Genomic DNA, 14,084 nt, shown 5'->3' with positions numbered 1-14,084 from the left:
CAATATGAAGCGCGTAATGACGATCGTCGGCGTGGGCGGATTGCTGGAGGCGATGCGGGCGTGAGGTCGGCCTTCTGAGCGACCAAATCAGCGCCAAAACTGCGCGATTTTTTACACGGCCTGGGCCAACAGGCGACATCCGCGAAAATGAAAGAGGTCGCCAACTCGCCTTTACTCTTGGCACCGCCTGCGGATGATCCGGTACGCGAACTCGCGCTCCAGCATGTCCACCTGTGCCGCCATATTACGCCATTCGCGAAGAATGGTGCGGCCGGTGGGGTCGCCATGGTTGGAGGCCAATGCATCACATTGGTCGGCCCGTTCACGCATCTCCGACGGCGACATCATCCGCCGACAATGGCAGGAGCCGAAAACTCTGCCCATCTCACAAGTTTAGGGAACCGAAATTTCAGGGGTTTTTCTTGTTGCCCGATCAATTCGGATTGCACCTTTACGGTACTCGTTCAAAATCTTTTGATGCGCGTGGCGTTTCCCCGATGGCATTGCTCATGATCGGGGCTCACCGAGAAGTGGGGGATCGCGCCCTACGTTAGGTGCATCCCGATGAAGCGCGTTTCGATTGCTTATGCAGGGCCCTGTAGCTCGCGAGTCGTGGCTCCCACTCTGCACCCCACCGGTCTAGCATCCGCAAATACAGCAGACCACCTGTTCGCAAGGCATCCGGGTTCTGCTCGCCAGCGTCGCATAGGTTTGTAACGTACCGGTGTAGCGCGGCACGCCGGTCATCATCTTCATTCACCTCTTGGTGGAGCAACAAATACGTGCTCCAAGCCGAAGCACAGGCAGCCTTGGCGGTCCGAGAGACCATGAGCGTCCTCCTTTTCTGAGAGGACAAGACAGAGGTTTTTCTTTCGTTCCAATGGAATTCAGCCTGATCCCCAACGTATGCCTTGTTGTTGGTTCGTTAAGTCGGCTTCGAGTTCCTCAACTATTTCATGCAGTAAACGAGCCGCAAGAGGATCAGTGACCTCTTGTTCCATGGCACGAAAACGTGCGACCTCAACCTGTCGCTCTGCTTCCTGTTCGCGAATTGCCCGACTGTGTACGTAGTTGATGTCGATCCGGTTGCGCATTGCGGGAGCCCTTCGTTTCGTTCGAAACGACGCCACCGGCAACCCAACGCTCCCCGCAACGTGTCGGGCCGGGCTGGCGATTTGAATGAACTGGAGACCGCCGCTTTTGGCTATCCGCGCGAGCGCTTGTATTAAGAACAGCGGGTCGCTGGCAGCGACCTTTGGCTATCCGCGACATGCGCCGTTTAACTACCGGCGAGCGACGGTCTCATGTTGCTTAAAGCCCGGCGGGGGCTTTCGTTCCGTTGATCTCCAATCGCGACGCGATGTTCCATTCGACGAGGAACCAGGAGTGCGGAGTTCGGCACAACCGAATGTCGGTTGTGGGTCAAACTGAGAAGAACTCAGCCCGAGCACATGTCGTCCGGGTTACCTCTGAAAGCGGACACTGCGCGACACAATCGGCATGTCTCAAACGGGCCAAATCCAGACCAGACCCGAGCTGGGACCATCACTCTATCTCGGGCTCGTCTAGCCGCCACGGCACCGCCGCGGCATGAAATTCGAGCTGCACAACCTGCTTACCTTCCAGGCTTGGAAGTCTTAGCGCTGAGGTCCGACACATCCACGCGCTAAAATCCGGTCCGAGTTTGACAGGTGGAAAGTCACCTATTCCGTCGAGGGTACCAATGAAATGAATACCATCCACCATAATCGTGGCGGCCCGGAACGATACGGGCGTTGTGATACACCTCTGCGTCCTTGCTGGGATCGATCCCTAGTTGGCCGAGCAACGCAATGAACTCGGGAGGAAAGCAGTCGGCTCGTGCCGCCTTAAAATTCCGACAGCCTGCACAGTCGCACCTGTCGGCTCCGCCGCGTTCTGTTAGGCTATACGCGAAAGCCGTCGCATCGCGGTCAGCACGACATCTCCACTTAGCGAAGTCAGACATATTCAACTCATGTGACTATCAGCAGATTACCTTAGCTGGCCGTTCAGGCGCCTACAATCATCCGCTTCGGGTCAAAAACCGACAAAGACGGCTGACCGCCGCGACGTCCGCTAAGGGCCCAGAAGCGGAAGTCGCAATCAAGTGTTATGCCAGGCCGCAATCATCCAGAGAACGTACATGAAGACCATTGGCATACTGGGCGGAATGTCTGCGGCTTCGACCCAAATTTACTACCGCGAGCTATGCACGATGACGCGGGAGCGGCTTGGCGGACTTCACTCTCCCGAGTTGCTGATCCGCTCTCTTGATTTTGCCCTGATCGAAACCCTCCAGATGAAGGGCGATTGGACGGCCGCTGGAGTTATTCTCAACGAGGGGGCCAGGGCGCTGGAGCGCGGAGGCGCACAGGTCATTGTTTTGGCAACGAATACCATGCACAAGCTTGCGAATGAGATGATGGCGGGAGTTCATATCCCGTTTGTTCACATCGCTGACGCGACCGCACATGCAATCAAGGCGAAGGGGCTTCGGACGCCTGGTTTGATGGCAACCTCCTTCACGATGGAGCAGTCGTTCTATACCGATAGATTGATTGCCGCCGGTCTTAGGCCCGTCATCCCAAATCCCGGCGACCGAGCGGAAATACACCGGATCATTTACGAGGAGCTCTGCAAGGACGTAACGACCGAACAGAGCAGAGCGGCCTATGTAGCAATCGCTGAGCGGCTTGCTGCGTCGGGGGCCGACAGCCTGATTTTGGGATGCACAGAGATAGGAATGCTGCTCAATGAAGGCAATGTCGAGATGCCGGTTTTCGACACGACACTGATACATTGCAAAGCGGTGTTGGACCACGCGCTCGAATGACCGGTTCGGGTCCACAAGGCGACGTTCCAAACCTAGCTTGATGTTCACAGGGAGGCTAAGCTCCCAGTATGACTAAGCGGACGCGAATACCTACCATTGTGATGGGCCGCAGGAGAAGCTCAAATGCTTCCGTGCCGGAGGACCACAAGAACGTATTCGAGCTTGAGGCGAAGACCGGAGAGATTTTCGAAGTCGAATTTTCGCTTCGCGGCATCTTGAGCACAATTTCGTTAGCAAACGGCGATCCGATCATAAGGGCCGAACTTGCCGATCTTGACCCACCGACCATCGCGATAAGTGCGGCTTCCACCGATTTCCTCAACGTGGACATTGATCTTCGTGGCGAAGTTGACGACGTCGCAGGCTTCCTGAGAGTGGTTGAGCCCTCAATCGTCGTGCTCGGTCACAATGGCACCGGTGCCTCGATAGAGCTTGCGGGACAGTTCGCCTCTCTCGACGCAACCATGCTGGAGATCATCGGTCTGATCGAGGCACTTCCGCCTGAGGGAGAGAAGATTTGGGGCCGGTTGAAATCTCGGAAGGCAAACATTGGAATACAGGCAGGCGCCAAGCCTCATGCCGCCGAATTTACTATACCAGCAAAGACGCTCGAAGCGTTGGCCGCCCTTGGTTTTGAAGTTGTTTTCACCGTCTACACCCCTACAAAAAGATAAGGCGGGCGGACCGTCGGCTTAGGGCCGGCCAAGAACGGACGTGGCATCGGGCCTGCCCTTGGAGGCTCTTCAGCGTTCCATTCGTTCGAGGAAGCTCTGGAGCTCTCGCTTTCTCATCTCACCATATTCGAAGTCTTTGGCTCTGATGTCGTCATCGTTTACCCACCATTGGAGAGCCAACCAAGCAAAGTAAGCGGGCTCTCTATCCGACCGAATAACAATACCTGGCTTTGGCCCTATCTCCTCCCAACCATTCAACGGTTGGGCGTCGAAATCCGCTTGAGTGAACGGCTGTCCAGAAATGATGCTATTGATCGACTCTACGATCCATTCTCTGATTGTGGATGTCGTCATAGCTTGCCTCGCGTGACCGGGCATCGCTTGTATAGCATGCGAACTACACTAGGGATCGTGCTCATCGAATTTGGTTGCTTGTTCGTTTCCAAGGTCGGCATACCGGACGTCCGCTTTGGGGCCCAAGAGCGGACATCCCGCACACTTCCCAATCGCTTGAAAGTGCAGTGATATGGCGTCTCGAGATGCTTGGCGTTTTACGGCCAAGGGTGTCCGCTTGCACGGGGGAGAATGCGCGTGAAGGAACTGGCAGGAAAGACCGCGTTCGTGACCGGCGCGGCGTCAGGTATTGGGTTGGGGATCGCGACCGCTTTTGCTCAGGCGGGGGCGAAAGTCATGCTTTGCGATATTGAAGACGCGGCACTGTCCGCGGCGCTGGAGCAACTGAGGCGCACCAATGTCGATGTCGATGGTGTGAAAGCGGACGTCTCGCTCAAGGCCGAACTCGCGGCGGCGGCCGAAGCCACGACGGCCCGCTACGGCAAGGTGCATATCCTCGTCAACAACGCCGGCGTCGGCGGCGGGGGGCCTTATGGCACCTGGACCGACACGTCCTGGAATTGGACCCTGGGCGTCAACCTGATGGCGACCATTTGGGGGATCGAGATTTTCGGGCCGTTGATCGAGCAGCATGGCGAGGGTGGACACATCGTCTCCACGGCCTCGCTCGCCGGCCTCATTTCAGGGGGAAGCACGGCCTACAACGTTTCAAAGTATGGCGTTGTCGCGCTGTCCGAGGGCCTGCGGCCTGAACTCGCGCCGCGCGGGATCGGCGTATCGGTGTTGTGTCCCGGGTTCATCCGCACTCACATCATGGACTCGTCGCGCAACCTCCCCAAGCGCTTCGAGGGGGCGGCCCGTACCTTGCCGACTTCGGGCCCGCTTGCCGAGCGGATCAATCTGGTTCGCCAACGCATCTCTCAGGGCATCGATCCCACGTATGTCGGTGAACTCGTCCGCGAAGGCGTCGAAAACGACTGGCCCTACATCTTTACCGACCTCGAATTCGAGCCGGTGGTCGAAGCGCGCTTCGCCGCAATCAAGCAAGGCTTTGACCATATCCGCGGGCGTGACCCGAAACGTTGAGCCTGGTTATCGCGCAGGGTCGCCACGCTGCGAATGATGCGCAACTGCGGCAGCGCCGTCGCGCAGATCAACGTCGCGCGAGTCGTTCGCCGGTTCATCCTGTCTTCAAAAAAGATTGGCAGCGCGAATAATGTTCGCGCCTTGTGCCCGCAAGGCCGCGCACCATCTCCGCACCGCAATTCTTGGGTGCAGGTTTGGGTTCCAAACCGCCCAGTTGCGAATTGTGGAGATGGGCTATGGACTTCCTCGGTTTTCTTAATGGTTCAGGTTTAACCCAACCGGCCATTTGGATCGCAGCCGTGGTCGCATGTGTGATCCTGCTGCGGATATCGAACGTATTTCGTTACATTCCCAACAACCAGGTCGGCATTGTCGAGAAATTGTGGGCGGTGAAGGGCTCGATCGACGGCGGCTTCATCGCGCTCAACGGCGAAGCCGGCTATGAGCCTGAGGTGCTGCGCGGCGGCCTGCACGTGATGTTTCCCTTCATGTATCGGATCCACCGCTCGGACCTCGTGACCGTCGGCCAGGGCAAGATCGCCTATGTGTTCGCGCGCGACGGTGCGCCGCTCGAGCCTTCGCAGGTGCTCGGCGCCAACGACAGCGAAGACAAGTCCGACTTCCAGGACACGCGCCGCTTCCTGCTCGGCGGCGGCCAGAAGGGCCCGCAGCGCAAGATCCTGCGCGAAGGCACCTATGCGATCAACACGACCCAGTTCGCGGTCATCACCGACGAGCGCGTCTACGGTCACGCGCTGAGCGAGCGCGAGCGCGGCGTGCTCGAGAGCATGCAGCTCACGATCACCGAGCGCTGGGGCTTTGCCCCGGTCGTGCTGGCGGCCGATCACGACCTGGTCGGCATCGTCACCGTGCATGACGGCCCGTCGCTGCCTCCGGGCGAGATCATCGCGCCCGAAGTCGGTATCGAGCTGCGGGACACTGCGACCTTTCATAACAACTTCCAGGAGCCCGAGAAATTCCTGAAGGGTGGCGGCTATCGCGGCCGCCAGCTCCAGGTCATCGTCGAAGGCACCTGGTACATCAATCGCCTGTTCGCGACCGTCGAGGCGGTGCCGAAGACGGTGATCCCGGTCGGCAATGTCGGCGTCGTGATCTTCTATACCGGCCCGCGCACCGACGACGTCTCGGGTGAGCAGTATCGCCATGGCGAGCTGGTGCTCAACGGCAGCCGCGGCGTCTGGAAGGACCCGCTGTTGCCGGGCAAGTATGCCTTCAACACCTATGCCGGCAAGATCGAGGTGATCCCAACCGTCAACTTCATCCTGAAATGGATGCGCGGCGAGGTCGGCGCGATGAAGCTCGATGAGAACCTGTCGGAGATCTCGCTGATCACCAAGGACGCGTTCGAGCCGACGCTGCCGCTCTCGGTGGTGATGCATATCGACTACAAGAAGGCGCCGATGATCATCCAGCGCTTCGGCGACGTGAAGAAGCTGGTCGAGCAGACGCTCGACCCGATGGTCAGCGCGTTCTTCAAGAACATCGCGCAGAAGATGACGCTGATCGAGTTGTTGCAGAACCGCGCCGCGATCCAGGAGGAAGCTGCACACGACATGAAGGCGAGGTTCGAGAGCTATTCGCTCGATCTTCAGGAGGTCCTGATCGGCACGCCGCGGGCGGCCCCCGGCGACCACACCATCGAGAACATCCTGATCCAGCTCCGCTCGCGCCAGATCGCGCGCGAGCAGATCGAGACCTATCAGGAGCAGGAGAAGGCCGCGGTGCAGGAGCGCGCGCTGAACGAAGCCAAGGCGACGGCGGCGGCGCAGACGGCACTGACGCAATCGCTGATCCAGGTCAGGGTCAACGAGAACGAGGGCGCGGCGGCGTTCGCCCGCGCACAAAAGGATGCCGAAACGAGGAAGGTGACGGCGGCCGCGGTCGGCGAGCAGTCGCGGCTCGAAGGCCAGGGTGAGGCCGACCGGGTGCTTGCGGTCGGCGCCGCCAACGCGCAGGCGACCAAGCTGTCGGTCGATGCCTATGGCGGGCCGGAGTACCGGCTTGCCGAGCAGAATTTTGCAAAATTCGCCGACGCCCTGACGCGGATCAATCAGCCCTTGGTGCCGCAATTCCTGATGTCGGGCGGGCAGGGACAGGAAGGCAGCAGCGCGGGGCTGATCCCGACCGCGATGCTGAGCTCGATGTTCGGACAGATGATGCCCGGCGCATTGGAGAAGCTGAAGGACGAGGCGCCGAAGGCCGCGCGCCGGACCAACGGCCAATGATGCGGCGACGATGCGATAACCGAAACTGACGTTTCCTCACCGCCATGGCCGGTCCAAGCCCGGCCATGGCGGTGCGCTTGCGCGATTTCGGAATATTGGAAATGTATCGCTGAGTTGCCCGACGTGTCAAGTTGCCTTGTCGAACGCCGGCAGAAGCGGGCTCCTTTGCATGGGGTTGTTTTCGATATTTTGGGCGCGCGCAGCTATTCCGTCTTGTCGACGTTCCAGAACACCGGCGGTGCCGGGCCGTCCAATATGCCGGTCAATGATTTGCGCCAGGCGCTCGGCAGACGGAACTGGCCGAGCGGGATATAGATCACCTGCTCATACGCTTCCTTTTGGATCTCCACCGCGAGCTGCTTCTGCGCCTCGGGTGTGGTGGAGCGCGCGTAGGCGTCGCGCATCTGCTCGATCTTGGCGTTCTCCGGCCAGCCGAACCAGGCGCGCTTACCGTTCGCAGCGATCTGGTTGTTGACGATCGGATTCATCGTCTCGGTGGCACCCGTGAAAGTGAAGAACAGGTTCCAGCCGCCTTCCTTCGGCGGCTTCTGGCTGGCGCGTCGGCTGACCACGGTCTGCCAGTCCGTCACCTGCGCGTCCACGGTGAAGCCTGCTGCGCGCAACAGCTGCGCCGCCACGGTCGGCGGCCCCTTCAGGGTCTGCACGTCGCCGGGGATCATGATCACGACGGGCGTGCCGTCATAGCCCGAGGCGGCCAGCGCCTTCTTCGCCTCGGCCATGCCGTTGCCCTTGATCAGCGTCTCCGCGCCGACGTCGCTGGCGAGGGGCGTGTCGCAGGCGAAATAGGCGCCGCAGATCTCGTAATATTTGGCATTGCCCACGGTTGCGTCGAGCACGTCCTTCTGGTTCATCGCCAGGAATGCGGCGCGGCGGATCTTGGGGTTGTCGAACGGCGGGTGCAGGAAATTCATCCGGCCTTCGATCTGGAAGCCGAACTTGTTCAGCACACCCACGGTGAGATCGGAGTTCGCCTCCAGCACCGGCACCAGATCGATCGACGGTTGTTCGAGGAAATCGATGTCGCCGGATTGCAGCGCGTTGATCGCGGTCTGCGCATCGGGCATCGTGATCCATTCGACGCGATCGACCTTGGCGACCTTGCCGCCCGACAGCCAATCCGGCTTTTCCTTGCGCGGCAAATAGTCGGCGTGGCGCTCATAGACCGCCTTGACGCCCGGCTGGAATTCAGCGGCAACGAACTTGAATGGGCCGCAGCCGATCTGTTCGGGGATCTGCTTGCCCGGCGGCGTCTCCGCGAGCCGCTTCGGCAACATGAAGGCGACATAGGAGGAGGGCTTTGCGATGCTCTCCAGCACCAGACCATACGGCTCCTTCAGCTTGAGGACGATGGTCCCGGGTCCGGCTGGCTCGAGCGTCGCCGTGAAGTCCATCAGCTTCTGTCCCGTGCCGTCATTGGTGGCCCAGCGCTTCAGCGAAGCGATGCAGTCTTCCGCGGTGACCGGCGCACCGTCGTGCCATTTCAGGCCGTCGCGCAGCGTGAAGGTGTAGGTGAGCTTGTCGTCCGAGACGGTCCAGTCCGCCATCTGCGGCCGGACCTTGAAGCCTGAATCGATGCCGAGCAGGGTATCGTAGACCATGTAGCCGTGGTCGCGGGTGATGTAGGCGGTGGTGAAACCGGGATCGATGATGCGCAGGTCCGAATGCATCACCGCCGTGATGGTCTTGCCCTTGGCGGCGAAGGCGCGCGACGAGAGGATGGCCGGGGCCGCAATGGCCGGCGGCACGCTGGCCGCGAGCTTGAGGAGCATTCTGCGCGAAACATCGACCATTCGCCGTCCCCCGATTTGTCGTTGCGCCGGCACGTAGGCCGCAGCGGCCGGCATGCTTCACGAATTCGTTGTTGAAAGCAAGCAAGGGCCATGCCGCTGGTCTGGCGCCCGGTTTGGTCGGGTGAACGTTCGATGACCGCGACCGCGCGCGTTGCGTCGGCACCGCACAAGTCCGCATCCTGCATAGGAGCCTGCGCTTCCTGCCGCACCTCGCAGGCTGTTCGGAGCTCGCCCTGCCGTGTAGGCTTGCTGCCTGCCGGCCAGCAATAAGGCCATGCCCCCCAAGGGAACAAGCAGCGCGAACAAGCAGTCGAGGGAGACCAAAAGAACCGTCATGACCGATATCCGATACGTAGCACCGCGCACGCTTGATGAAGCGATTGGCGCATTCGCTGCCGCCGGAAGTGCTGCCCGCATTATGGCAGGGGGCACTGATTTGTTGGTGCAAATGCGCTCCGGCCTGGTGCGGCCGGGATTGATCGTCGACATCAAGAAGATCGGCGAGATGACCGAGATCACCGAGACCGCCGATGGCGGTTTCCGCGTTGGCGCTGCCGTCTCCGGCATGGAGCTCGCCGAGCAGGCGCGCTTCGGCAAGGTTTGGCCCGGCGTGCTCGAGGCCGTGAACCTGATCGGCTCCAAGCAGGTGCAGGGCCGGGCCTCCGCCGGCGGTAATCTCTGCAACGGCTCGCCGGCCGGCGACAGCGTACCGGCGATGATCGCAGCCGGTGCCGTCGTCACCGTGCAAGGGCCGAACGGCCGCCGCGAGATGAAGGTCGAGGACGTGCCGGCCGGACCCGGCCGCACCAACCTCAAGCCGGGCGAGATCCTCGTCAGCTTCACCTTGCCGCCGCGGCCCAAGGGCTCGGGCGACGCGTACCTGCGGATGATCCCGCGCACCGAGATGGACATCGCGGTGGTCGGCATCGGCGTCAGCCTGACCTTGCAGGACGGCGTCTGTATCGCCGCCCGCGTCGGCCTCGGCGCGGTGGCGCCGACCGCGCTTCTGGTTGCGCCGGCGGCGCAGGCGCTGGTTGGCTCCAAGCTCGACGATACGGCGCTGGAAGCCGCCGCAGCCGCCTGCCGCGCCGCCTGCCGTCCGATCGACGACAAGCGCGGCACCATCGCTTACCGGACAAAAACCGCCGGCGTGCTGCTGAAGCGCACCGCCGCGATCGCCGCCCAGCGCGCGGGAGGACACTAGCACCATGCCGAAACTGCACGTCACCACCTCGGTCAACGGCGAGCCGGTCGAATTCCTATGCGAGCCCTATGAGACCATGCTCGATGCCTTGCGCGGGCAGTTGGGGCTGACCGGCTCCAAGGAGGGCTGCGCCTCCGGCGATTGCGGCGCCTGTTCGATCACGCTCGACGGTCGGCTGGTCTGCTCCTGCCTGATGCTCGCGGCCGAAGCCGAAGGCCACGAAATCCGGACCATCGAGGGCATGGCCAGGGGCGAGAAGCTGCATCCGTTGCAGCAGAAGTTCCTCGAGCACGCCGCGCTTCAATGCGGCATCTGCACCTCGGGCATGCTGGTGGCGTCCGAGGCGCTGCTCGCCAGGAATTCCAATCCGACCGAAGAGGAAGTCCGCTTCTGACTCGCCGGCAATCTGTGCCGGTGCACCGGTTACGACAAGATCGTCCGCGCGGTGATGGAGACCGCTGCCGAAATGCGGGAGCAAGGAATCCAGGAGGTTCGCCGATGAACGTCGTCAACAACAAATGGATCGGCCAGCGCACCATCCGGCCCGATGGCGTCGACAAGGTGACGGGCCGCGCGGCGTTTGCCGCCGACACCACCATGCCCGGCATGATCTGGGGCAAGGTGCTGCGCAGCCCGCATCCGCATGCCCGCATCAAGTCGATCAACACCGCGAAGGCCGAGCGGCTGCCCGGCGTCAAGGCGGTGGTCACTTCGCGCGACGTCGTCGATTTCACGATCGAGAAGGGTGCCGTGATGCTCGGCATCCAGGACATGCGCTGGATGTGCCGCAACGTGATGGCGCGCGACAAGGCGCTGTTCCCCGGTCATCCCGTTGCCGCCGTCGCCGCAACCACGGAAGCGATCGCGGCGGAAGCCTGCAAGCTGATCGAGGTCGACTACGAGGTGCTGCCCTGGGCGATCGAGATCGACGACGCGCTGAAGCCTGATGCGCCGATCCTGCACGAGTTCAACAAATTCGACGGCAAGCCCTCGAACATCATGGGCCGCATCGAATCCAAGAAGGGCGACATCGCGCAGGGCTTCAAGGACGCCGAGATCGTGATCGAGCGCTCCTTCACCACCCGCCCGGTGCACCAGGGCTATATCGAGCCGCATGCCTGCCTGATCTCGGTCGCCGCCGACGGCAAGACCACGATCTGGTCGTCGAGCCAGGGCCAGTTCATGGTGCGCGCGATGACCTCGATGCTCACAGGCATCCCGCAGAGCGATATCCGCGCCATCCCCGCCGAGATCGGCGGCGGCTTCGGCGGCAAGACCATCGTCTATCTCGAGCCGCTCGCGACCTTGCTGGCCAAGAAGTCCGGCCGCCCGGTCAAGATGGTGATGACCCGCGAGGAGGTGATGCGCGCGACCGGGCCGACCTCGGGCTCGAAGAGCACGGTGAAGATCGGCGCCAGGAAGGACGGCACCATCGTCGCCGCCCACGGCAGCTTCTATCTGCAGGCCGGCGCCTTCCCGGGCTCGCCGATCCGCGGCGCGGTCGGGTGCAGCTTTGCGCCCTACGACATTCCGCATGTGCTGTCGGAGGGGTTCGACGTCTGCTCCAACCGCTCCAAGGTCGCGGCCTATCGTGCGCCTGGTGCGCCGATTGGCGCCTATGCGGTGGAATGCGTGCTCGACGAACTCGCAGAAGCCCTGAAGATCGATCCGCTTGCGTTGCGGCTGAAGAACGCGGCCAAGGAAGGCACCAAGGCCGCGCACGGCCCGGTGTTCCCGCGCATCGGCTATATCGAGACGCTGCAAGCCGCGCAGAACCATCCGCATTATGCCGCGCCGCTCGGCAAGTTGCAGGGCAGGGGCGTCGCCTCCGGCTTCTGGTTCAACGCCGGCGGTGAATCCTCAGCCCAAGTGAACATCACCGAGGACGGCAATGTCGTCGTCACCACCGGTCACCCCGACATCGGCGGTTCGCGCGCCGGCATCGCCAATATCTGCGCCGAGCTGCTCGGCATCGACTACAAGCGCATCTCCGTCATCATCGGCGATACTCAAACCGTCGGTTTCTCCAACCTGACCGGCGGCAGCCGCGTGCTGTTCGCCTCCTCGATGGTGGTGACGCAGGCGGCCGACAAGGTGATAACCACGTTGCGCGAGCGCGCGGCAAAAATCTGGGAGATCGATCCGGAAGCCGTGAAGTGGGAGAACGGCGCCGCGCATCCGGTCAGCCCGAATGCCGGCCAGTTCGAGCCGCTGACGCTCGCGGACCTCGCCGAGAAGGCGCCGTCGCAGGGCGGCCCGATCGGCGCCAGCGTGCAGCTCAACACCCAAGGCGCCGAGGGCGGCTTCGGCACGCATATCTGCGACGTCGAGGTCGACGTCGATCTCGGCATCGTCAGGGTGATACGCTACACCGCCGTGCAGGATGTCGGCCGCGCCGTGCATCCGAGTTATGTCGAGGGCCAGCTGCAGGGCGGCGTCGCGCAGGGCATCGGCTGGGCGCTGAACGAGGAGTACATCTACAACAAGGACGGCAAGGTCGATAATCCGGGCTTCCTCGATTATCGCATGCCGGTTTGTTCGGACCTGCCGATGCTCGACTGCGCGCTGGTCGAGGTGCCGAACCCGAAGCATCCGCAAGGCGTCAAGGGCGTCGGCGAGGTACCGCTGGTGCCGGTCATGGCTGCGGTCGCCAACGCCGTTCACAACGCACTCGGCAAACGCTTCTACAGCCTGCCGATGTCACCGCCGAAGGTGTCGGAAGTGCTGGACGCACCGGCGCAGCAGGCCGCGGAGTAAGAAGAGTAGGGCGGGTTAGTCGATAGCCGCAGCCCGCCGCCTTTCGTGCGTTGTGCAACGGCGGGTTACGCTGACGCTAACCCGCCCTACGTTCTGATCAGTGGAATATTTGGCGATGATCTCGTTCGACGATGCAAACGTGCTGGCACAAGCGAAGGTAACTGCCATTGCAGGCGCATCAGAGTCCGACCTTGAATTTGCAATCCTTCATGATGAGACGGTTGAGACCAGCGATGGTGGGTGTTCTTCTACAATAGCAGCCGATACATCGAGACCGGCGATATCGCTTTTGCTCTCGCCGGAAATGGACCGATATTTGTCGACCGGAACGGCGCCGTGAAGACGTTGCCTACGTCCGTTCCGTGGGAAATAGCCATCAAAAAATCGCAGCCCGGATGAACGAAGCGATATCCGGGGAGGGTGGTCCCGCATGTCGCTTCGCTCATGCGGGCTACTGAACAACTCTCCCTTCACGAGCGCTCACCGCAACTCCTTCCCCAATTGCGCAAACACCGTCTCGCAGGTCATCAGGTCGAGATGCCCGCCGCCGGCATTCTTGAAGAAGGTGATGTCGCTATTCGACAGCCGGCCGGCGACCTGGCCGGTCGCAAGGTCGTAGTGATCGCCGAGCACGTCGCTCTCCTTGATCGCGCCGCTCGCGATCGGCGCCAGGATGTCGCCGACGCCGTCGAAGGCGGATTCGCGACGGTCGACGAAAATGCGCGAACGCCGCGCCGCCTCGTCGTCGGACTCGCGGGTGTCGGGGGTGAAGCCGCCGACCAGGTCGAGATGGGTGCCGGGCCGCAAATTGGCGCCCTTGACCAGCGGCTCGCGCGAGCGGGTGCAGGTGGTGATGATGTCGGCCTCGGCTGTCGCGGCGTCGAGATCGGTGACGGCTTCAGTGGCGATGCCGTCGCTTTCCAAGAGCGCGGCGAGCTCCTGCGCGCGCTCGACCGTCCGGTTCCAGACCCGCACCCGCTTCAGCGATGGCCGCACCGTGCGGTGGCCGCGCACCAACCAGCGTGCCATCTCGCCGGCGCCGACCACCAGCAGCGTCTCGGCATCCGGCCGCGCCAGATATTTTGCGCCAAGCGCGGA

At 62.0% G+C, this 14,084-nt stretch carries 11 protein-coding genes and 1 pseudogene; 8 read left to right on the top strand and 4 right to left on the bottom strand.

The annotated features are described in order from the left end of the window. Positions 1-887 precede the first annotated feature (887 nt). Positions 888-1,094, bottom strand: a complete 207-nt coding sequence (locus tag FNJ47_RS37760; RefSeq protein WP_163160926.1) for a hypothetical protein — start codon at positions 1,092-1,094, stop codon at positions 888-890. Positions 1,095-2,164: 1,070 nt separating this feature from the next. Between FNJ47_RS37760 and FNJ47_RS37755 the strand changes: the two genes are divergently transcribed. Together FNJ47_RS37755 and FNJ47_RS37750 are read left to right on the top strand one after the other, a co-directional pair. Beyond that, complete coding sequence (locus FNJ47_RS37755) at positions 2,165-2,854, top strand: aspartate/glutamate racemase family protein (RefSeq protein ID WP_163160925.1); 690 nt, start codon at positions 2,165-2,167, stop codon at positions 2,852-2,854. Positions 2,855-2,985: 131 nt separating this feature from the next. Then, positions 2,986-3,528, top strand: coding sequence for a hypothetical protein (locus FNJ47_RS37750; protein ID WP_163160924.1), 543 nt, complete (start codon positions 2,986-2,988; stop codon positions 3,526-3,528). A 69-nt stretch (positions 3,529-3,597) separates the two neighbouring features. On the opposite strand, the gene FNJ47_RS37745 is transcribed toward FNJ47_RS37750, so the two are convergent. Then, positions 3,598-3,882 (bottom strand): hypothetical protein, encoded by a 285-nt coding sequence (locus FNJ47_RS37745; protein ID WP_163160923.1) that lies wholly within the window; start codon positions 3,880-3,882, stop codon positions 3,598-3,600. 237 nt (positions 3,883-4,119) lie between these two features. On the opposite strand from FNJ47_RS37745, the gene FNJ47_RS37740 reads away from it, so the two are divergent. Beyond that, complete coding sequence (locus FNJ47_RS37740) at positions 4,120-4,968, top strand: SDR family NAD(P)-dependent oxidoreductase (protein ID WP_163160922.1); 849 nt, start codon at positions 4,120-4,122, stop codon at positions 4,966-4,968. Between the two features lie 236 nt (positions 4,969-5,204). After that, a complete protein-coding gene (locus FNJ47_RS37735) occupies positions 5,205-7,214 on the top strand; it encodes an SPFH domain-containing protein (RefSeq protein ID WP_163160921.1) in 2,010 nt (669 codons plus the stop codon). A gap of 203 nt (positions 7,215-7,417) precedes the next feature. Here FNJ47_RS37735 and FNJ47_RS37730 read toward each other — a convergent pair whose 3' ends face one another. Further along, a complete protein-coding gene (locus FNJ47_RS37730; RefSeq protein ID WP_163160920.1) occupies positions 7,418-9,025 on the bottom strand; it encodes an ABC transporter substrate-binding protein in 1,608 nt (535 codons plus the stop codon). A 343-nt stretch (positions 9,026-9,368) separates the two neighbouring features. On the opposite strand from FNJ47_RS37730, the gene FNJ47_RS37725 reads away from it, so the two are divergent. From FNJ47_RS37725 to FNJ47_RS54845, 4 genes and pseudogenes are all read left to right on the top strand, one after another. Continuing rightward, on the top strand, positions 9,369-10,229 hold the full coding sequence (locus FNJ47_RS37725) for an FAD binding domain-containing protein (RefSeq protein WP_163160927.1): 861 nt from the start codon (positions 9,369-9,371) through the stop codon (positions 10,227-10,229). A 4-nt stretch (positions 10,230-10,233) separates the two neighbouring features. Then, positions 10,234-10,731 (top strand): annotated as a pseudogene (locus tag FNJ47_RS37720) ((2Fe-2S)-binding protein). Then, entirely contained in the window at positions 10,728-12,986 is a 2,259-nt protein-coding gene (locus FNJ47_RS37715; protein ID WP_163160919.1) for a xanthine dehydrogenase family protein molybdopterin-binding subunit, read from the top strand. Before FNJ47_RS37720 ends, FNJ47_RS37715 begins: the two are co-directional and overlap by 4 nt. 240 nt (positions 12,987-13,226) lie before the next feature. Continuing rightward, a complete protein-coding gene (locus tag FNJ47_RS54845) occupies positions 13,227-13,385 on the top strand; it encodes a YrhB domain-containing protein (protein ID WP_430649450.1) in 159 nt (52 codons plus the stop codon). An 81-nt stretch (positions 13,386-13,466) separates the two neighbouring features. On the opposite strand, the gene FNJ47_RS37705 is transcribed toward FNJ47_RS54845, so the two are convergent. Further along, positions 13,467-14,084 (bottom strand): ornithine cyclodeaminase family protein (locus FNJ47_RS37705; RefSeq protein ID WP_163160918.1); only part of this gene is annotated, 618 nt, incomplete at its 5' end.

The sequence above is a fragment of the Bradyrhizobium uaiense genome, assembly GCF_010811875.1.
Lineage (GTDB): Bacteria > Pseudomonadota > Alphaproteobacteria > Rhizobiales > Xanthobacteraceae > Bradyrhizobium > Bradyrhizobium uaiense.
This window is presented reverse-complemented; position numbering and strand designations above follow the sequence as displayed.

Bases quoted from the DNA above. Each gene is read 5' to 3' on its own strand.
- FNJ47_RS37760 (WP_163160926.1), bottom strand. From the start codon at position 1,094: ATGCGCAACCGGATCGACATCAACTACGTACACAGTCGGGCAATTCGC.
- FNJ47_RS37755 (WP_163160925.1), top strand. From the start codon at position 2,165: ATGAAGACCATTGGCATACTGGGCGGAATGTCTGCGGCTTCGACCCAA.
- FNJ47_RS37745 (WP_163160923.1), bottom strand. From the start codon at position 3,882: ATGACGACATCCACAATCAGAGAATGGATCGTAGAGTCGATCAATAGC.
- FNJ47_RS37735 (WP_163160921.1), top strand. From the start codon at position 5,205: ATGGACTTCCTCGGTTTTCTTAATGGTTCAGGTTTAACCCAACCGGCC.
- FNJ47_RS37730 (WP_163160920.1), bottom strand. From the start codon at position 9,025: ATGGTCGATGTTTCGCGCAGAATGCTCCTCAAGCTCGCGGCCAGCGTG.
- FNJ47_RS37715 (WP_163160919.1), top strand. From the start codon at position 10,728: ATGAACGTCGTCAACAACAAATGGATCGGCCAGCGCACCATCCGGCCC.